We start from the raw sequence: 20,037 nt of genomic DNA, 5'->3' as shown, positions 1-20,037 counted from the left end.
AAGCAAATAAAGCAGAGATGGCTCAAAAACTACGGCCACTTTAAATCCCCCCTAGCCCCCCTTTATCAAAGGGGGGAACAGCTTTCGCGAAAACCTCTTTGAAAAAAGGGGGGAAGCAGCTTCTGCAATATATGGCTGAAAGATAAAAATAGCCTTGAATGACAGCTTATTGGTTTTTGCGAATATCCGCCTGAACACTCGCAATGCTTCTAGCCCAAGGCTTTTGCTGTCTGAGTTTTGGGGGTAATTGGCGAGAGGCTGTTTGTGCACTATCTCGGTTTGGATATAGACCAATGGTTACTACATACCATGGCTTGCCTTTATAGCGCGTACGAAAATACTTTAAATTACCAGCAGTCCTGTGTTGGCTGATAAATGCTTTAGCCCCTCGGCTTGAGCTAACACCCAGCACTTGGAGTACATAACTTGATTTGGGTCGCTTTAAATACCAGCTTTCATCAGCAAAAAAAGTGGGCGGCTTTTTCTTAGCCACTTTTGCTGGAGCCTTAACCACAGGCTTGCTTTCCTTTACTTTTGGTTGTGGTTTTTCAACTTCAAGTTTTACTGTGGGTTTATTTACTGCTGGTTTTTGAGTAGGTGTTGTACTGACAACAACAGTATCAGACTGCTTTTGCTGACTGACTGGCTCAGCTTTTTTAGTTATTTCTGGCTTATCAATAAGTGGTTTTTCAGGCTTTTCTACTAAGGCAACAGGCTGCTTCTCACTTGAGTCAGCTATAGGACTTTCTATGGTAATGACTGTGCTGCCAGCTTCATTATTCGCTGATTGACTAGGTAATGATTCTGTAGAGTTAACACCTAAATCTGGCTCAACCACTGGCAACACTGGCTTTTCAACTGCAACTTCTTCGTCCCACAACAGCACTTCAATAGTTGTAGTTTTATTACTGGATTCTACTTTAGGTTGAGTTTGCTCCGGTATTTCAGGAAAAAACAGCGAGTTTACTAACAATAATATTAATAAAGTGCTTGCCACAATACCTATGGCATAGAGGTGCCCTTTTGGTAACCCCAGCTTTGTTGGCTCACTCGTATCCATCTTGCGTGCTAATACCTCATCAACAAGCATATTTAGCTTGCTAAAGTTACCTTCCGCCTGCTTATGGATTTTGTCTAAGTCAGTTGTCGTAAGTTCCCTTGTCTCTCCAGTTGTTGTTGCTTTTAAGTAGTGGTGCAAATAATCGGTAGTTTCTTCAAGAGTCAGCTGATGTAAGTGTATGGTATATAGCAAGTCAGCATGGGATAACTGACTACTTTGCTGTAATTTTTTTTCTAGGGCTTCATTACCAGAAATAATAAAGTGCACAGGCAAACTTTGGTCATGAGACTTAAATGACAGTGCGACTAACAAGCGAAGAGCATCTACATCCAGCAATAAAGCATCATCAATAAATACAACTGCCGGCTGCTCAACCAATAAAACATCACGAACCGCAAAAAGCAGGGCTTCAGGGGTTTTAACACTAACTGGCTGGGTTTGGTCGACCAGTGTTTTCCACAGCTGGGAAAATAACTGGCTCGCATTCATCATGGGAGTTACTGTGATAAAGCAGCAGCGACATTGTTTCTGTAAGTTTTGGTGAGCCTGCTGCAAAATAGTAGTTTTACCACTTCCTGTGGGGCCAGTGACTAACAGTAGCAGTTGACTAAAATTAACCAGGTGACTTATCTGCTCAACAGCACGCCCTCGCTCAGCACCACTCCAAAAAAATGGGCTGTTGTATTTTGCTAGCAGATTTTTTGCTTGTTGTAGGTGCTGTTGAAAATCATCTATCACAAAATAACGTAGACCTAATTATCTGTACACAATTAGCCAAGAGTATCAAGCAACAACTGTCGATCAAAATCAGCTGTCACAATAGCTTTGCCTATCGACTCTAACAATACTAACCGAAGCTGACCATCAATTACTTTTTTATCTACAGCCATTAGCTCTAAATAATCATTACAAGACATTTCTTCTGGTGGCTCAATCGGCAAGCTAGCCTGTTTTAACAGTGACTTAACTCCTGATACTTCTGATTCAGTTATCCAGCCAATCCGGCACGACAAGTCTGCCGCTTGTACCATACCAGCAGCTACGGCTTCACCATGTAGCCACCTACCATAGCCCATAAAATTCTCAATAGCATGACCAAAGGTATGGCCTAGATTTAAAATAGCGCGAATACCACCTTCTTTTTCATCTTGAGCAACAACCCATGCCTTATTTTCACAAGAGCGTAAAACGGCATAGCCTAAACTATCAGAGCATCTGCTAACCAGTGAGCTAACATGCTCTTCCAGCCACTCAAAAAAAGGTTTATCGGAAATCAAACCATACTTAATTACTTCAGCAATACCTGCTGACAACTCTCGATCTGGCAGAGTATTTAAGGTGGTTGTATCGGCAATGACACATTTGGGCTGATAAAAAGCACCAATCATGTTTTTACCCAGTGGGTGATTTACTCCTGTTTTGCCACCAACAGATGAGTCTACTTGAGCAAGAAGGGTAGTTGGCACTTGAATAAAGTTAACCCCTCGCTGATAGGTAGCAGCTGCAAAACCGGTAATATCCCCTATAACACCACCACCTAAGGCAACTAGTGTCACGGTACGGTTGAATTTATTGGTTAGTAATACATCGTAGATTTTTTCAACAGTTGCTAAGGTTTTATATTGCTCACCATCAGACAACACCACTTCAGCCACTTGGTAATGACCAGTCAGAGTTTGTTTAACTCGTTCAAGATATAAAGGCGCTACTGTGTCATTCGTGACAATTAAGACTTGCTTGCCATCAATATGAGGCTGATAGTATTCAAACTGGTCAATTAATTGTTGGCCAATATATATGGGATAACTTCTTTCAGCTAAATCGACAATTAACTTTTCCATCTTGATTTACTGCATTTTAAAGGTTGATAAATTACTGGGGTCTATTCAGATTCAGCTGGTCTAGCGCTTCGGTAATCTCACTTACCACACCACGGGGGGACTTACCATCGGTATGAATAGTGATATCAGCCAGTGATTCATAGATTGGCCCCCTAACAGATAACAACTCAGTTAATACTGTTCTTGGATCAGCCTGTTGTAGTAATGGCCGACGTTTGTCTCGAGCAGTACGCTCTAGCTGTTGCTCAACACTGGTCTCCAGATATACCACTGTACCATAGGTGGTCAGCAACTGACGATTTTCCTGACGCAACACCGCACCCCCACCAGTGGCTAGCACTACCCGTTCATCTAGTACCAAATCCTGCAGCATACCGGTTTCCCGCAGCCGAAAGCCCTCTTCACCTTCAACATCAAAGATCCAGGGGATATCAGCACCCGACCGAGCTTCGATCTCTCGGTCAGAGTCTTTAAACGGCAAGTTCAGCTCTTTAGAAAGCAAACGCCCGATGGTGCTTTTACCAGCACCCATCGGGCCAATTAAAAATATATTGTACTTCGACATCTATTACATAACTGGTTATCGCGACGTCAGAACATTATCAACGATTTTGGGTGTAATGAAAATGAGGAGCTCTTCCTTATTATCTCGTTTTTCATCTTTTCTAAATAACCGGCCTATAATGGGAACGTCTCCAAGAAAAGGGACTTTAGATTCATTTTCATTTGTCTGCTGCTCAAACACACCTCCAATAACCACTGTTACACCATTAGGAACCAGTACTTGAGTTTGTACCTCTTTGGTATTAATTCCTGGCACTGTTCCTCCAATGTCCTGAGCTACAGAGTCTTTATTCACAATCACATCCAAAAATATTTGGTTATCAGGTGTAATATGAGGTGTTACTTTTAATGAAAGTACCGCTTCTTTAAATGAGGTTGAGGTTGCCCCACTTGAACTTGCTTCTTGATAGGCAATCTCTTGGCCAGTTTTAATCAAAGCCTCTTTTTTATTTGTGGTAAATACTTTAGGTTGAGATAGAGTCTCTGACTGACCTTCACTTTCTAAAGCATATAATTGAGCAGCTAAAAGCGTATTTTTTGAGGTAAAGCCTAATAAAATATTAGAAGATGGTGTAAACTGCCCAGTAGGAATTAAGTCAGTAAATAATAAATCCTCATCCTCACCTGACTTCAATTGTAAACCATTTTCTGTCTTATCATTACCCTGAACTGACCATTTTTTGGTGAGGCCTGAATGCCCCCCCCACTGTACACCTAAAGCTTCTGTTGCAGTGTCAGTTGCTTCTACAATTCTAGCTTCTATAAGTACTTGCTGGACAGGTATATCTATTTTCTTAATTAACTCAATGATTTCATCCAGTTTTTTGCGGGTATCCTGAACTAATAAACTATTAGTTCTTTCAACTACCTGAACAGTACCACGATCACTTAATAAGCCTACATCACCTTCCGCACCACCTTGTAGTACTCCAGCAACCTCAGCCGCATCGGCATAATTAATTTGTATCAAGTCAGTAAAAGTTGGAGCCAACTCTTCAATTTGCTTATCATTTTCCAGCTCTTGCTTTTCTCTGGCAGCAATTTCATCAGCAGGCGCCACCATTAATACATTACCTACTTTACGTTTATCCAGTCCTTTAGCCTTTAATACTAAATCTAAAGCCTGATCCCAAGGCACATTTTGTAGCCTTAGGGTGATATCACCTGTGACTGTATCACTAGCAACCAGGTTAAGATCAGTAAAATCAGCAATTAACTGCAGCACACTTCTGACATCAATGTTTTGGAAATTAAGCGATAATTTTTCCCCGGTATAAACAAACCGGTCCCGCTTTCTTCTTTCTACTTCTTGTTCTTTTAACGGTTTAACACTAATGGTCAAAGTATTATCTGTTTGATAGGCAAGATAGTCATAAAATCCTTCTGGCTCTACTACAATAACCGCGCCACTGCGCTCTTTAGTTGCATCAATAAAATGCACAGGAGTAGCAAAGTCAACTACATCCAGGCGGTTACGTAACTCGGTAGGTAGCTCAGCACCAGCAAATTCTAAGCGAATTCGGCCCGCTTCTTCTGACATATCAAGCGGCACATTCGGATTAGATAAAGTAATTACCACATTACCTTCACCACCTTCACCACGCTCAAAGTCAATATTAGTGATAGCCTTTCTACTGTAGTCCTGTTTAGGTTTACTTCTCGTAGTGGTGGCTTGCGCCAAAGAGCGGGTAGTTGCCTTTGACCTTGAGCCTGCGGATTCACTAGGCTGTTGATTAGCCGCTGTTGTTACTGTTCCTGCCACATCAGAGCCAATTAAAATATAAAGGTGATTACCTTCAATACGAGTGGCGTATTTAGAAGGTTTTGCCAAATTAACAATAAGACGAGTTCTATCTTTTGCTTCCAGAATTGTTAAACTTTTAGCACTGCCAAAACCAATTTCATTGTATTTATTTGGCAAGGCACTATTAGTGCCAGGCAAATCAATTGAAATCCGGGCAGGCTTTTCAATTGTGTAACCTCGGGGCTTTGGTACACCACCATCAAACTCCAGTTTTAGTTCCACCTTTTCGCCAGGCAGAGAAGCTACTTCCAGATCCTTAATGGTTGCGGCAAGCGCTTGCAGCGAGTCAACACTAAACACTGCAGCCAACAGCGAAATTCCCACACTTTTTATCAGTTTGGTGCTCATACCTACCCACCAGTTGTTGTTTTTGTCAGATTCATTGAGTCTTAAATGCTCTTAATCAGGAAATACCAGCAATTTTCCTAGAGCCCGGATAAATAGTTATGCTACAGCCAAAACACCTAAACAACGGCCACAGCTGGTTTGCTAGTTAAAACCGAAACAATTACTGTCAATTTATAGATAAATCGAAAGGTATTTATTTACTTACTAGCAAGAAGTTTTATTATTTTACAGTTTCTTTTTTATCGCTTTAGGTTGCCAATACAGAGTTACCTTGTTCGCCCCTATAAACGATATAGTTAATTTTGCGCCGATTAGCCACCTTCTTTTAATTCTATTTCTCTTGGCCTTTCGACCCACCGGTCTTTTCCGGTAGGGACAATTTCAATTACACTGATTTTAGTTTCACTAATATCAGTGATTTTGCCATGGTTACGACCAAGGTAATTACCCACTTCTACCTTATGAATACCATCGCCTCCTTTAACCAGCCCTAAAAACCGGGCACCATTACTCATAGTGCCAACCATCTCAAATGACTCAATACCAAAGTTTTCCAAATACTCCTTCTGGCGATTTGGGTCTGGTTTAACTGTTGAGTCTTCCTGCTCATCTTTAGCAATTTCTATTTTAACCGGAGGCAGGAAAGGACTACGTAGGCCAGAGGCGCTATAGGCAAAGGCCTCATACGTTCTAAATTTAGGAAGTGGTGGAATCTGCCCTTTAGGTTCATCTTGCACCTTTTCAATGTACTGCTCTAAATCGGCAAACTGACCACTGGGAGAGCAGCCAGCCAGAACACATAGGGCGCTCAAGGCAATCAACTTCACATGCATTGGTTTGCTCATTTCGTGCCTCGTCTCCTATTGGCTCGCATCCTCAGACTTATCATGATAGCGATAAGTCTTGGCCACTATTTCCATATTCAAAATTTCAGCGTTATCAGCAGAAGGCTTAATACTGAAATCATGTAAGGTGACAATCCTTGGTAAACTGGCCACGGAGCTAACAAAATTACCTAAATCGTGGTAGTTGCCGCGCACACTAATATTGATCGGTAGTTCAATATAAAACTCTTGCGCTTTTTCAGGCTGCAACTGTATTGCATTAAAATATAGCCCACTACCCAAACCTGCACGACTTATGTCTTCCAATAAACCCGGCACTTCTGTATCACTGGGCAACTGTTTCACCAATGCACCGAAGGTTTTTTCCATTTCAACCATTTGCGCTTTGTATGCATCAAGGTTAGCAGCTTGAAATGCTTTATGACGAAATTGTTCTTTTAAGGTACTCTCCTCTCCTTGAACCCTGTCATAACGTTTTTTTAAATCACTTAAATGAAAATAATAGCCCGCCCCTACTGCAGCTACAAAAAGAATCACCACAACAAACGCTTTTGCAAAAGCCGGCCATGACCCTATATTTTCAGGATCCAGCTCATTCAGCTGTTTTAGGGAGTCAGCAAAGCTCATTGTTCCTGCTCCTTCTTCTGTTGTTCCTGAAGGGCTTTAGGGGTCGTCTGGTTAACTGTCAATACAAACTGATTAGCCAGGTCACTTTTATCTGCAGCTTTTACCGAAGTAAGGTTTGGACTAGTAAACCACTCAGAGTTATCAAAATCCCGCATCAGATTGGAAACTCGGTTGTTAGACTCAGCAAAGCCATTAACCAGCAACTGATTTTTCTTCATTTCCAGAGAAGTAAAATAAACACCATCGGGAACAGACTTAACCAGCTCATCAAAAACCCTGACAATAATTGGCCGATTACCCTGAAGATCCTGGATAACTTTCATCCGCTCCAGCAGCTCTTCTCGTTTTTTCTTTAATTCTTTTATTTCCACAATTCTTTTATCAAGAGCAGCAATTTCTTTTTTCAAAAATTCATTTCTACTCTGCTGATAATTGATAGCTCCATTAATTTGCATATCACCTAAAAAAATCGTGATGCCTGCTACTACTGCTGTTCCCAGCAAAACCATCAAAAATTGCTTTTTGCGCTCCTCGCGCAGCTCTTCCCGCCATGGAAGGAGGTTTATCCGAGCCATTAGTCGAAACTCCTCATTGCCAGACCGCAAGAAATCATTAGTGAAGGGGCATCATTCATCAATGCCGCCGAGTTAACTGACCTTGCCAGAGACATGTCAGCAAAGGGGTTGGCAACTATTGTTTTAGTGCCGATTCGCTCCTGCACCATAGCAGCCAAACCTGGAATACAAGCTGTACCCCCTGCTAAAATAATATAGTCCACATCATTAAACTGGCTGGAAGAAAAGAAGAATTGAAGCGACCGAGACACCTGTTGCACTACAGCATCCATAAAAGGCTTCAGCACTTCAGGCTCATAGTCATCGGGTAAACCACCCTGTTTTTTCGATAACCCAGCATCTTGAAACGACAACCCATAACGACGCTGAATTTCTTCCGTCAGCTGTTTGCCACCAAATAGCTGCTCCCGTGTGTAGATAGTTTTGCCATTATTTAGCACACTTAAAGTGGTCATGGTGGCACCAATATCAACAACAGCGACTGTTGGCTCATCCACTTCTTTCAGTTGCGGCTCAAGCAACTCAAAGGCGCGTTCCATGGCATAGGCTTCCACATCAACCACTTTAGCCGCTAGTCCTGCATGAGATAGTACCGCTTCACGCATATCGACATTTTCTTTTCGGCAGGCAGCTAACAACACCTCAACCATTTCAGGGTTACGTTCAGCAGGGCCGACAACCTCAAAGTCAATGGACACCTCATCCAACGGGTAAGGAATATACTGATCAGCCTCTACCGTTATTTGGGTTTCCATCTCGTCTTCACTGAGGTTACCATCCATCTCTATCACTTTGGTGATAACTGCCGAACCAGCAACAGCCACTGCAACATCTTTGCAGCCGCTTCGAGATTTTTTAAACGCTTTAGCAATGACATCCCCTACCGTCTCAACTTCATTGATATTTTTCTCAACGACAGCATTATCGGGCAGTGGCTCCACTGCATACGCTTCAACTTTGTATCGGCTGCCAGACCTGCTCAACTGAATTAGCTTGACCGAGGTTGAACTTATGTCGATACCAAGGACTGTTGGAGTTTTCTTTTTTAGCATTCCAATCACAGCCAATTTCCTATCAGCACCGGGTACTTACAAATGAAAGTTACTTTTCTACATTAAATAACAGTAGCAGTGATTCCGCAATTCTGTGAAATGCTAAAAAAGTCCTTATAATGATCAGTAAATCGCGGCACAATCACCCATGTTTACGCATAGCCATTCAATTTCGTAGGATCTAGAGGAAAGTTGTGACATTTATCAGATTTTTACTATGGGCTACTTTTCTTTCAATATGTGGCACATTCCTCATTTTAGCGAGCGCTTTCTTATACCTTAGCCCTGGTCTGCCGGATGTGGAAGCTTTAAGAGAGGTTAAATTACAAACACCTCTGCGAGTTTATTCTGCAGACCAGAAACTCATTGCTGAGTTTGGTGAAAAGCGTCGAACCCCTATCAAGTATAGCGAGCTGCCAGAACTTATGATTAAAGCTTTTGTTGCAGCAGAAGATAATCGCTTTTATTCACATCACGGGGTCGACCCAAAGGGTCTCGCCAGGGCTGCAGTTCAGCTATTACAAAGCGGCTCTATCAGAACGGGAGGAAGCACCATCACCATGCAGGTCGCCAGGAACTTCTTCCTTAGCCGAGAGCGGGTCTTTTCTCGAAAGTTCAATGAGATTTTATTAGCGCTCCAAATTGAGCGAGAACTGCCTAAAGAAGAAATTTTGGAGCTTTACCTAAACAAAATTTATTTAGGTAATCGTGCCTATGGTGTAGCAGCAGCAGCTCAGGTCTATTATGGAAAAAGCCTGGATGAGCTGAACCTTGCAGAAATTGCTATGATTGCAGGGTTACCTAAAGCACCTTCCAAATATAACCCTATTGTTAATCCAGACCGCGCTTTAGAAAGACGTAACTGGATATTACACCGCATGAATGAACTGGGCTTTATTGATGAGCAGCAGTACAACCAAGCAAAAGAAGCATCTGCCGTTGCCAAATATCATGGTCTGACTATTGAACTTAATTCGCCTTACCTTGCTGAAATGGTTAGGAAGGCTATGGTCGACCGTTATGGCCCCAACGCTTACACAGATGGTTATTCGGTGTATACGACTATTAACAGCAGTAACCAAGAAATGGCAACTCAGTCGCTACAGGATGGCCTTGTGGAGTATGAATGGCGCCACGGTTATCGTGGCCCAGAAAAACAAATGCCTCCTGAGGCAGGCTTTGACCAGGAAAAGTGGCAACAAGCGCTCAAGAAGGTGTCTACCATTGGCCGTCTAGTACCTGCCATTGTCACTAGTCTTGATAAAAAAACAGCCACCATCCTCACTAAAAAAGGAGAGCAAACCTTAAGTTGGGATGGATTAAAGTGGGCTCGGCTTCATAAAACGGTTAACAGCTTAGGTCCTGCGCCCAAAAAAGCAGCTGATATTCTTGCCGTAGGTGATTTAATACGAACTATTCAGGTTGGTGAAACCCTCTATTTAGCTCAAATTCCCAAAGTTCAGGGCGCATTAGTATCACTGCGGCCATCAGATGCAGCAGTAACAGCCATAGTCGGTGGCTTCGATTTTAATCGAAGCAAATTTAACCGTGCTACTCAAGCCTCACGGCAGCCAGGTTCCAATTTTAAGCCATTCCTGTATAGCGCAGCTCTAGAAAATGGTTACACAGCAGCCAGTACTGTTAACGATGCGCCAATTATCTACAACGACACAAGTACCAATAAAGCCTGGCGCCCCAAAAACTCCAGTGGTAAGTTTCTTGGCCCAACCCGCTTGCGTAAAGCCCTTTACCAATCCCGTAATCTTGTCTCAATTCGACTACTACAGGCACTGGGCATTAATAAAATGCTTTCCTATGTTGATAAGTTTGGCTTTGACCCAGAAGCTCTTCCTAGAGACCTATCTCTATCACTAGGCAGTGGCGCAATGACCCCAATTGACTTAGCTAAAGGTTACGCCAGCTTAGCCAATGGAGGTTACCGAGTTGAACCTTACTTTATTGATCATATTGAGCACCTAGGCAACACCGTTTATCAAGCTCAGCCTTATTTGGCAGGCTCAGTGGAAGAAGGTGAAGCATTTAAGCCCGCTCCTCGCATCATGGATGAACGCGCTAATTACATTCTCTACACCATGCTGCAAGATGTAATTAAGCGGGGTACCGGACGTCGTGCATTAGTCCTAAAACGCTCTGATATTGCAGGTAAAACGGGCACCACCAACGATCAAGTTGACGCCTGGTTTTCTGGCTTTAATAGTGACCTGACTACAACTGTCTGGGTGGGTTATGACCAGCCTTCTACTTTAGGTCGCCGCGAGTTTGGAGGCACAGCCGCATTACCGATCTGGATTAAATACATGGGGCTAGCACTAGCAGGTAAGCCTGAACACCCGCTGAAACAGCCTGACGGATTAGTCAAAGTCAAAATTAATGCAAATACAGGCAAGCCAACCCAGGCCAGTGCTCATGATACGATTTTTGAAATATTTAGAACGGAGCTTGCTCCTAAGTACGACCCTTCCAGTGAACTACCTGGGCTGGATGATGAAGGAGCACTGAAAACCGAAGATATCTTTTAAGGGCACCTCTAAAAATGCACTTTTTACATGATAGCTGCGTTAGCTCCGTACTCAGGTCCTCATGTATTTCTTTATACACTGCGGCCTTCCGTGCGGTGCTGCCTTGCTCTCCTAAAAAAATTACTATTTTTAGAGATACCCAAAATATGTAAGAAGAGAAAATGTTACACACAAAAAAGCCTCCTAACATGGAGGCTTTTTTATTTCTAAGCAAAAAACTGATTATTTAACATCAGCAATGCTCTTTAGCGGATAGTGCTCAGGGTAAGGCGCTTTGGCAACACCAGAGTCGACCGCTGCTTTTGCTACTGCACCAGCCACTTCACCTAATAATCGAGAGTCCATTGGTTTAGGAATAATATACTCTCGACCATAAGTCATTTTCTCGCCGCCATAAGCCTTAATGACTTCCTCTGGAATAGGCTGCTTGGCTAAATCTTTAATGGCATGAACCGCAGCTACTTTCATTTCCTCATTAATCACCATAGCACGCACATCTAGTGCACCCCGGAAGATAAATGGAAAGCCAAGTACGTTATTTACCTGATTAGGATAGTCAGAACGACCCGTTGCCATAATGACATCTGAGCGAGTTTGTTTAGCCAACTCTGGTTTGATTTCTGGGTCAGGGTTAGAACACGCAAATACAACCGGGTTGTCAGCCATTTTCGCTAGCTGCTCTGGTTTTAGTAGATCAGGTCCAGATAATCCAAGAAATACATCAGCGCCCTCAATGGCATCATCCAATGTCCGTTTATCAGTATCATTAGCAAAAGCAGCTTTATACTGATTTAGGTCATCACGATCACTGTGGATTACACCCTTACGATCCAGCATCAAAATATTTTCTGGTTTCATACCACAGCTGATTAATAATTTAGAGCAGGCAATTGCAGCAGCACCAGCTCCCAGGCAAACCATTTTGGCTTCTTCAATAGTTTTACCTGCAATTTCCAAAGCATTCAGCATACCTGCTGCTGTAACAATAGCGGTACCATGCTGATCGTCATGGAAAATAGGCACATTACAGGTTTCAATCAGTGCCTTTTCAATCTCGAAGCATTCTGGTGCTTTAATGTCTTCTAAGTTAATTCCACCAAAGGTGTCGGCAATCCGTTTAACAGTATCGATAAATGCCTGAGGACTTTCAGAATCCACCTCGATATCAATTGAATTTACACCCGCAAATTTTTTAAATAAAAGGCTCTTGCCTTCCATTACAGGCTTACTGGCCAAAGCACCTAAATTACCCAAGCCCAGAATTGCTGAACCATTACTAATAACAGCAACCAAGTTACCTTTTGCTGTATATTTGTAGGCATTTTCTGGATCTTTGGCAATTTCACGCACAGGCTCAGCCACACCTGGACTATAAGCCAAGGACAGGTCACGAGAAGTTTCTGCTGCAGTGGTTAATTCAACACTGATTTTTCCTGGTTTAGGGTAGGCATGGTAATCAAGAGCGGCTTTTTTCATATCCTCAGACATGGCGATGATTCCGGTTGTTTATTTTGTGGGAAGAAGCATATAAAAAAGGGGGGGGCCTAACAAGCTGGTAACTTCCGCAATTAGGCTGCTGCAAAACGACTGCGCTTGCAAATACTGCGTTAAAAGCCAGGCTCAAAATGCTCATTTATTGACTATAAACTCCGCTTTATCACTAACTTTCGCCTTGTCTTTGCTTCGCTCGTTGCCTTTTGCAGCAGCCTAAATAAGCTGATCACAGAGTAACACTATTGTACTATTTTTAACCATTCACCTGCTTTTGGCTCTCCACTAGGATAGTAGTGATTTAGCAACCGCAGCTGTTCAACAGCATATTCTTTTAAGGCACTACGTTTAGCCAACCTTGCAAAGGTTTCACCACGCCGGGCACGAGTTAGTCTTACTCTCAAACCCTCTGCTTTTTTATAATCCCTTCTCGGCAGCACTTGAAAACTATGTATAGTTTCCAGCATATGTGGATCATAGGTTGAAAAATAGCGGCTTTGTTTGGTGGCACCTACCAACAAAAAAACTTTACCTTGGTAATAAATGATTGCCACGCGTTTAAGCTGCCCCTGATAGCCCGATCTGGCAATTGCAGAATAGCCTCTTATTCGGGCTTTTTGGATATCGTGCCCCCCTAGCATTTGGTCACTGCCAATAAGGTCTCGCACATACTCCGCTGGTTGTACTTGGTTTTTGATTGGGAGTAATTTCATTGCCAATATGGCTTGTTCATTAGGCGACAAAGCAACGACACTATCTGGGTTATTTTGAATCTTCCAGCCTTTGGGGAAGGTTATTTTCAAGCCCATTGGTTTATGCAAAAAATCTCGCCCTACCCGGACCCCTGCTTCTGTACTATCACCAAATGCCATGCCATTAATTGCTCGCAAATAGCGATCACGACCATTATCACCCGACACTTGAGGCACACTGTTAATTACTTGTTGTAAACGTTCGTCATGTCTGGGGTGAGTTGCAAAAACACCGTGATATGACACAGGCTCACGACCTTCAGCCCGCGCTTTACTGGCTGAGAATGTAGACTGATCTTTTAATACCCCAATCACATTAATCATTGCCTGGGGATTATAGTTTGCATTAGCCAGGTATTCTGCCCCTAGCCGATCAGCTTCCAGCTCATGCTCCCGACCATAGCCTCTCACCACTGCGGTACCTAATAAGCTGGTGAGATCACCTGCCACTCCCACACCCGTATAAGCAGCCACAACCTGTCCAAGGATGCCTGTGGCCATGCTTGCACTATGTTGGCGAACACTATGCCTTGCAGTCACATGACCCACCTCGTGGGCAAGAACAGCAGCCAGGTCAGCTTCAGAGTTTAGATAAGCCATCAGGCCACGATGGATGTATATATACCCACCAGGCAAGGCAAACGCGTTAATGTCTGGTGTATCAATAACTGTAAATTGATAGGCTAAATTTGGTCGGTGGCTTCTTGCCACTATTCGTTGACCCACTCTTTGTACATAGGCTTGTAATTTTTTATCTGGATAAATCGGTAGCTGCTTGCTGATTTGATTTGCATGACGACGCCCTGTAGACACTTCTTCACTTTCAGACATCAGTACAAAGTCACGGCTACCGGTGGCAGGATTAACAGCACAACCAGTAAGCAAGGCTGCCAATAAAACAAAAGAAATCGCCAATAAACGAGACATTACAGAGATTCCTATCATAGTGATCTTTATCTAAAATCACCTATTTAAATATGATCGCCGCTGGGTGAGAAACTTTCATCATCCAACGCTTCCTTCCCTTTTTTAGTTTACGCCCTCCAGCACTGCGATCAATTAACCAACCTCTCACTTCTACCTGTCGACCTTTAATCTGATCAAATGAGCTTCTACTGAAGTACTTCAGATTGTTTCTAGGAATAAACAATGTCAGCTTTCCAACCAAATCAATCCATACACCATTTGCAGCCTGACTGACTTTTTCCACTTTGCCAGCAACCAAGCTAAATCCAGCCTGTTTGATATTTTGAACTGTAATCGGCTGATAGTGTTCCCACAAACCTGTTTGCTGTCGCCTGGCTTGTCTCTCTGCTTTCATTAAGCAAGGAAGTAGCTGCAGGTTAGGGGGAATAGCCAAGTAAAATGCCAGCCCATAACTAACGAGATACTCACTAAGCAGCATTCCGTCAGATCGAGCGACGTAAGCCAGGGTTCGACCATAGTGATCCTTTGGTTCTCGGCCTCGCTGTAATTTAATCGTGTGTTGATTATTGAAAAACACCTTTACAGCCCGAGTTGCCTGCTTGGCAAATGGTTCAGCTCGACGTTTTTCGGTGGCATGCTCTGGCGTATTTATACCAATAAGTCTGACCTTTTCTCCAGTTTCCAGTAGCAACGTGTCGCCATCTAGCACTTTAGCCAATGCTGCTGATTGCCAGGGGCCTGGTAGCTGGCAGTTATCCGCTGCCCAACCAGTAGATGGGAAAAGGAAGGTTTTTAGGGCAATAAAAAAGGCGCTAATCAGTAGCGCCTTTTTTAAGCCGAAGTGCACAGTTTTATTTTTTAAGACCACGCACAGAGAAACGCTTGTTGAAACGCTCAATACGACCACCAGAGTCCAATACTTTCTGCTTACCAGTATAGAAAGGGTGGCACGCAGAGCAAACGTCTAGGTGAATATCTTTGCACAGAGTAGAGCGAGTTTTGATTTGATTACCACAACTGCAAGTTGCAGTAATTTCTTCATAAGTTGGATGAATATCAGCTTTCATGGACTATTCCTCAAGGGATTGTACCGCTACTTGATCAGCTGCCATTGATTATTTGACTAGCCGTCAAGCACCGCACGAAAATTCTGCCGTATAGGGCTTTTAAATCAGACCGCGCATCTTACCAGAGTGCACTAAATAAGCAAGCAATGTGCTTAAAGGCACCTATAACATTTAGGCAACGGTATCCAAGCATTGGCTCACGTAGCAACTTCTGTCAAGATATGCCCACCAAGAATCACTTTTCGATGTAAAGATATTTACTTTCCAGCCTTAAGCCATCTACTCAATGAGCCAACCAGACTCTCAGGCCCCAACCACCTATTTACAAGTTGCTTTGCCCGTTCCCTTTCGGCGTTTATTCGACTATTACCCCCCTCGCCGCTGGAAAGGTGAGCCTCTAAAGCCAGGCATTCGGGTAAAGGTCAGTTTTGGAAATCGACAGCTGATTGGAGTATTGATTAACACCAGCCATCACTCAGACTGGCCAGCTGACAAACTCAAACCAGTATTAGAGTTAATTGATGAGCAACCATTGATACCACCTGAGCTACTCAAATTGTGCCAGTGGACCGCAAAGTACTACCACCACAGTTTAGGAGAAACCTTACAAGTTGCTCTTCCCGCCGTGCTAAGGCAAGGGAAAACCGCTGGCTACGGCACTGCTACAAAATATAGAGCAGCTACAGCTGATCAAGATCAGACCATTGCCCTGTCACGAGCCCCGAAACAGCTGGCAGCCTATAAGACTTTATTAGAGCACCCATCAGGCCTGACTCTGGCAGGGCTCAAAGGGCTTGGTATCGCCAGTCACATAGTCCAAGGCCTCAGACAAAAGCAGCTAATTACAGAAGTTCAGTCTCGCGAGCCAGCGACTGCCAAACCATGGCCAAGCAATCTATTGCGGCAACCAGCTCTCACGCTTAATCCAGCGCAACAACAGGCGGTTACTACAGTGAGTCAGCAGTTAGGGCAGTTTTGCTGTTTCTTGTTACAAGGAGTGACTGGCAGTGGGAAAACAGAGGTTTATTTACAGATAATTGAGGCTTGCTTAAAGCAAAAACGACAGGCTTTAGTGCTCATTCCTGAAATAGGTTTAACCCCGCAAACCCTACAACGGTTTCAAGCCAGGTTCAGCGTTCCTATTGCTACCCTACACTCCAACTTAACAGATTTAGAGCGCTGGCAAGCCTGGCAGGCAGCAGCTTCAGGTCAGGCAGGTATTATCATCGGTACTCGCTCCGCTATTTTCACGCCACTAGCCAACCCTGGGGTCATTATTATTGATGAAGAGCACGACGGCTCATTTAAGCAGCAAGATAACCTCCGCTACTCTGCTCGTGATGTGGCAGTCTATCGGGCAAACCAATTACTAGCACCTATAGTACTGGGCTCTGCTACCCCTGCACTAGAGTCACTCTATAATGCTGCAATGGGTCGCTACCAAAAGCTGGAACTACCTGATCGAGCAGGAGATGCCAAACCACCAGCAATCAATATGCTGGACCTGAAAGGCAAGCCGTTATCTGATGGGTTAGCCCTTGACCTGCAGCCATTGATGGCTAGTCATTTAGCCACAGGCAATCAGGTTTTAGTCTTTATTAACCGGCGCGGTTTCGCCCCAACCCTTATTTGTCACGAGTGTGGCTGGCTATCAGATTGTAGCCATTGCGATGCCCACTTAACCCTACACCGCTACCCACCTTTATTACGCTGCCACCACTGTGGTGTAGAAGAAAATATTCCAACGCTCTGTCCTCAATGCCAGCAAAACAGCCTTCACCCAGTTGGTACAGGAACCGAGCGATGCGAGGCAACGCTTAGCCAGTGGTTTCCAGAAACTGAGCTGATCCGTATTGATCGCGATACCACTCAGCGCAAAAACGCTATGCAGGAGTTACTGGAAAAAATCCACCAAGAAAAGCCGGCGATTTTGCTGGGAACCCAAATGCTCGCTAAAGGCCACCACTTTCCTAAAGTCAGTTTAGTAGTGGTAGTTGATGCAGATAGCGGCTTATTCAGTGCTGACTTTCGTGGAGTAGAAAAACTGGCTCAACTACTAACTCAAGTGGCAGGGCGCGCAGGCAGAGCGGCAGCTCAGGGTGAAGTCATTATTCAAACCCACCAGCCAGATCACAGGATGCTGCAGCTTCTTCAGGCTGGGCTTTATGATGAACTGACCCAGTCACTGCTCAAGGAGAGGCAAGGACTTTCCCTGCCTCCTTTTGGTTATATGGTTTTGCTAAGAGCCGAATCTCCCCACCAGCAAAAAGCTGAGGCCCTATTAAATGAAGCTTGCCAAACCATCCAGCAAACTGATCTAGCAGCCTCCTTATTTAACAGTGTTGATATTCTTGGACCACTACCCGCCCCGATGGAGAAACGACAAGGGCGGTTTCGTTATCAGCTGGCTCTACATGCCCGTCAACGCCAGCCACTCCACCAGCTAACTCAACTGCTTATCCAGTGTCTGGAGAACAGCAAGCTCAGTCGACAAGTGCGCTGGTCAGTAGATGTTGATCCTCAAGATATGGGGTAGTTGCACACTGCTATAAGCAAGCAAATCCACCAAAGTGTGACTTGCATTCAAAACAAACCACCCCTTACGCAAACCAGCTCACAGTTTAGACTAACTTACCTGGCAACCAATATAAACACCACTAATGTTAAAACATAACAACTATACATAAGCCCGCCCAGCACAAGCCGAATTAAGGACGGCTTAAGTAAAATCATGGAGGATTTAACAATGGGTATGCTAAATACAATTGCCAGTAACATTGCTCGTTACTCAACTCAGATTCTTCAGCAAAATACTGATGACGCTAGCCTGCAGGCACTCACTCAAAACAACGAGACACTTACCACTTCTGTACCAGATTTTTCTCTGCCCCATACTAGCCTCAAAACTACTGCAGACAGCATGACTCAAGAGGCTGGCAGCAGCAGCTTTACCCCTAATTTTGTAGCTTTGCTGCCGACTACCAGCACAACCTCTTACCTAGACATCCAGCAGCTTATTAGTGCAGGTGCCGACCCGAGCCAAATACTGCCTTCTACCCAGGCCATTGGTTATCACCCAATCCGCCAAGTAGCCTTATCTGAAGGCACTAAAGAACTGGCTTTAATATTTCGTGATGGCAACCATACTATTGCTAGCAATGGCTTTAAAACAGCTCCTCTTGCCTACGAATTTAAAGTGCCAGAGCAGGCTGAAGAGGCTGGTATTAAATTAACCTCACCGAACCTGAGTGTTGCCACACCAACTACACTGACTCCTCCTGTAGTCCTAGAACCACAAGTGACTCAGCCTGACCCTATCCCAGAGCAACCAGTTGCTGAAAAACCTAAGCCACAACCAGAGCCCGAAGAACCTGAGCCAGAATTACCTGTAGTTATCACTCCAGAAGTCACTCATATTTCAATGGACACAGGCTTTAGTGATTCTGATGGCATAACGTCAGACAATACACTTTATTTCTTTGGTAATTCAGCCGCGAATTGCGTTATTGAAGTATTTATTGATGGGGTTAGTGTTGGCTTTACTATTTCCAATAACAAAGGCGAGTGGGTGTTTAACCATACTGATACTGTTTTACCTGATGGTAATTACATCATTACCGCACAAAGCACTAATGAATATGGTATTAAAAGCCCTGAATCTAAAGACTTCCCCATCTTGATTGATACTTCTGACCCAGAACTAGAGCCTGAGCTTTGGGATATTCAGGGCTCAAATGGTAATGGTGCATCTGATGGCTTTATTGATGATGGCAAGCTGATTTTTAGCGGCAAGGCAGAGCCAGATACAACAGTTGAATTATTTATAGATGGCATCAGTATTGGTACAACCACTACCAATACTCAAGGCGACTGGAATTTTGATAACACTCATACCAACTTAGCAGATGGTAGCTACACCCTAACATTAGTCAGCTTTGATAAAGCGGGTAATAGCACGGCGATGCCTTATGAGGTACCTTTTGAGATTGTAACGGCGTGGAATGACTTCTCTAGTTTCTTGATTGAAGAAGACAGCCTACTAGCATCTTCCAGTGACCTAAATGCAACTAATAGCGATGAGTTCAGCCTATTATCAAACCTTCAGCCTGAATATGAGGCTATGGTTGTCAATCTTAACCAACCAGAGTCACTCGACTTGCAAGATGTGTTAATTGATCATGAGTCAGCCAGTACTGCTCAGCTAATACCAGCAGCTGATCAGCAGACTGAGTTACCCTCATCAACGGCGAGTAATGACGAACATCATAGTAGTGAGTTACAGCTTGGAGCTTACAATAATATTTTGCTGGACAGCCTCTTAGAAAATCATGAACAAACTGTTGTACATGGCTAGCTGTATATTTCAATTATAATAAAACAATACTGTAGACAGTTTTTGAATTATAAAACATTGCTCTACAGGCCATGTACCATAGGAAGGAGGAGTTTATTGCATGTTAAGCCTCAGGCTATCTTGCAATAAAGTATATGAGAGTAGAGCACTTCCCCCGTAAACACTAACATACAACACCTATAAAACTGTC

The 20,037-nt window shown here is 43.7% G+C and carries 15 protein-coding genes; 3 read left to right on the top strand and 12 right to left on the bottom strand.

Annotated features, from left to right (window positions below):
* Positions 1–166: 166 nt before the first annotated feature.
* From ORQ98_RS07305 to ORQ98_RS07270, 8 genes are all read right to left on the bottom strand, one after another.
* The gene (locus ORQ98_RS07305; RefSeq protein ID WP_274688130.1) at positions 167–1,798 is read right to left on the bottom strand and encodes an ATPase, T2SS/T4P/T4SS family; all 1,632 of its coding nucleotides are present in this window, start codon (positions 1,796–1,798) and stop codon (positions 167–169) included.
* 32 nt (positions 1,799–1,830) lie between these two features.
* Positions 1,831–2,901, bottom strand: a complete 1,071-nt coding sequence (gene aroB / locus ORQ98_RS07300) for a 3-dehydroquinate synthase (protein ID WP_274688129.1) — start codon at positions 2,899–2,901, stop codon at positions 1,831–1,833.
* A gap of 31 nt (positions 2,902–2,932) precedes the next feature.
* Complete coding sequence (gene aroK / locus ORQ98_RS07295) at positions 2,933–3,466, bottom strand: shikimate kinase AroK (protein ID WP_274688128.1); 534 nt, start codon at positions 3,464–3,466, stop codon at positions 2,933–2,935.
* Positions 3,467–3,481: 15 nt separating this feature from the next.
* Complete coding sequence (locus tag ORQ98_RS07290; RefSeq protein ID WP_274688127.1) at positions 3,482–5,617, bottom strand: type IV pilus secretin PilQ; 2,136 nt, start codon at positions 5,615–5,617, stop codon at positions 3,482–3,484.
* Positions 5,618–5,928: 311 nt separating this feature from the next.
* Positions 5,929–6,462, bottom strand: a complete 534-nt coding sequence (locus ORQ98_RS07285; RefSeq protein WP_274688126.1) for a pilus assembly protein PilP — start codon at positions 6,460–6,462, stop codon at positions 5,929–5,931.
* 15 nt (positions 6,463–6,477) lie between these two features.
* Positions 6,478–7,089 carry a type IV pilus inner membrane component PilO gene (locus ORQ98_RS07280; RefSeq protein ID WP_274688125.1) on the bottom strand — a complete coding sequence of 204 codons (612 nt, stop codon included), beginning with the start codon at positions 7,087–7,089 and terminating at the stop codon, positions 6,478–6,480.
* Positions 7,086–7,664: a PilN domain-containing protein gene (locus ORQ98_RS07275; protein ID WP_274688124.1), complete on the bottom strand. Its 579-nt coding sequence runs from the start codon at positions 7,662–7,664 to the stop codon at positions 7,086–7,088. Before ORQ98_RS07275 ends, ORQ98_RS07280 begins: the two co-directional genes overlap by 4 nt.
* Positions 7,664–8,725, bottom strand: a complete 1,062-nt coding sequence (locus ORQ98_RS07270) for a pilus assembly protein PilM (RefSeq protein WP_425347673.1) — start codon at positions 8,723–8,725, stop codon at positions 7,664–7,666. Before ORQ98_RS07270 ends, ORQ98_RS07275 begins: the two co-directional genes overlap by 1 nt.
* Before the next feature lie 185 nt (positions 8,726–8,910).
* Here ORQ98_RS07270 and ORQ98_RS07265 point away from each other — a divergent pair, with 185 nt between their 5' ends.
* Positions 8,911–11,256 (top strand): penicillin-binding protein 1A, encoded by a 2,346-nt coding sequence (locus tag ORQ98_RS07265; protein WP_274688123.1) that lies wholly within the window; start codon positions 8,911–8,913, stop codon positions 11,254–11,256.
* Positions 11,257–11,478: 222 nt separating this feature from the next.
* Here the strand turns inward: ORQ98_RS07265 and ORQ98_RS07260 are convergent, their stop codons facing one another.
* From ORQ98_RS07260 to rpmE, 4 genes are all read right to left on the bottom strand, one after another.
* Entirely contained in the window at positions 11,479–12,744 is a 1,266-nt protein-coding gene (locus ORQ98_RS07260; protein ID WP_274688122.1) for a malic enzyme-like NAD(P)-binding protein, read from the bottom strand.
* A gap of 245 nt (positions 12,745–12,989) precedes the next feature.
* Positions 12,990–14,426: a M48 family metalloprotease gene (locus tag ORQ98_RS07255; protein ID WP_274688121.1), complete on the bottom strand. Its 1,437-nt coding sequence runs from the start codon at positions 14,424–14,426 to the stop codon at positions 12,990–12,992.
* A 40-nt stretch (positions 14,427–14,466) separates the two neighbouring features.
* The gene (locus ORQ98_RS07250; RefSeq protein WP_274688120.1) at positions 14,467–15,294 is read right to left on the bottom strand and encodes a thermonuclease family protein; all 828 of its coding nucleotides are present in this window, start codon (positions 15,292–15,294) and stop codon (positions 14,467–14,469) included.
* Complete coding sequence (rpmE, locus tag ORQ98_RS07245; protein WP_274688119.1) at positions 15,278–15,493, bottom strand: 50S ribosomal protein L31; 216 nt, start codon at positions 15,491–15,493, stop codon at positions 15,278–15,280. Before rpmE ends, ORQ98_RS07250 begins: the two co-directional genes overlap by 17 nt.
* A gap of 286 nt (positions 15,494–15,779) precedes the next feature.
* Between rpmE and ORQ98_RS07240 the strand changes: the two genes are divergently transcribed.
* On the top strand, positions 15,780–18,029 hold the full coding sequence (locus ORQ98_RS07240) for a primosomal protein N' (protein ID WP_274688118.1): 2,250 nt from the start codon (positions 15,780–15,782) through the stop codon (positions 18,027–18,029).
* A gap of 195 nt (positions 18,030–18,224) precedes the next feature.
* The gene (locus tag ORQ98_RS07235) at positions 18,225–19,847 is read left to right on the top strand and encodes an Ig-like domain-containing protein (RefSeq protein ID WP_274688117.1); all 1,623 of its coding nucleotides are present in this window, start codon (positions 18,225–18,227) and stop codon (positions 19,845–19,847) included.
* Positions 19,848–20,037 lie beyond the last annotated feature (190 nt).

The organism is Spartinivicinus poritis, assembly GCF_028858535.1.
Lineage (GTDB): Bacteria > Pseudomonadota > Gammaproteobacteria > Pseudomonadales > Zooshikellaceae > Spartinivicinus > Spartinivicinus poritis.
This window is presented reverse-complemented; position numbering and strand designations above follow the sequence as displayed.

Bases quoted from the DNA above. Each gene is read 5' to 3' on its own strand.
- ORQ98_RS07260 (WP_274688122.1), bottom strand. From the start codon at position 12,744: ATGTCTGAGGATATGAAAAAAGCCGCTCTTGATTACCATGCCTACCCT.
- ORQ98_RS07235 (WP_274688117.1), top strand. From the start codon at position 18,225: ATGGAGGATTTAACAATGGGTATGCTAAATACAATTGCCAGTAACATT.
- rpmE (WP_274688119.1), bottom strand. From the start codon at position 15,493: ATGAAAGCTGATATTCATCCAACTTATGAAGAAATTACTGCAACTTGC.
- ORQ98_RS07275 (WP_274688124.1), bottom strand. From the start codon at position 7,664: ATGGCTCGGATAAACCTCCTTCCATGGCGGGAAGAGCTGCGCGAGGAG.
- ORQ98_RS07290 (WP_274688127.1), bottom strand. From the start codon at position 5,617: ATGAGCACCAAACTGATAAAAAGTGTGGGAATTTCGCTGTTGGCTGCA.
- ORQ98_RS07240 (WP_274688118.1), top strand. From the start codon at position 15,780: ATGAGCCAACCAGACTCTCAGGCCCCAACCACCTATTTACAAGTTGCT.
- aroB (WP_274688129.1), bottom strand. From the start codon at position 2,901: ATGGAAAAGTTAATTGTCGATTTAGCTGAAAGAAGTTATCCCATATAT.
- ORQ98_RS07285 (WP_274688126.1), bottom strand. From the start codon at position 6,462: ATGAGCAAACCAATGCATGTGAAGTTGATTGCCTTGAGCGCCCTATGT.
- ORQ98_RS07280 (WP_274688125.1), bottom strand. From the start codon at position 7,089: ATGAGCTTTGCTGACTCCCTAAAACAGCTGAATGAGCTGGATCCTGAA.
- aroK (WP_274688128.1), bottom strand. From the start codon at position 3,466: ATGTCGAAGTACAATATATTTTTAATTGGCCCGATGGGTGCTGGTAAA.
- ORQ98_RS07255 (WP_274688121.1), bottom strand. From the start codon at position 14,426: ATGTCTCGTTTATTGGCGATTTCTTTTGTTTTATTGGCAGCCTTGCTT.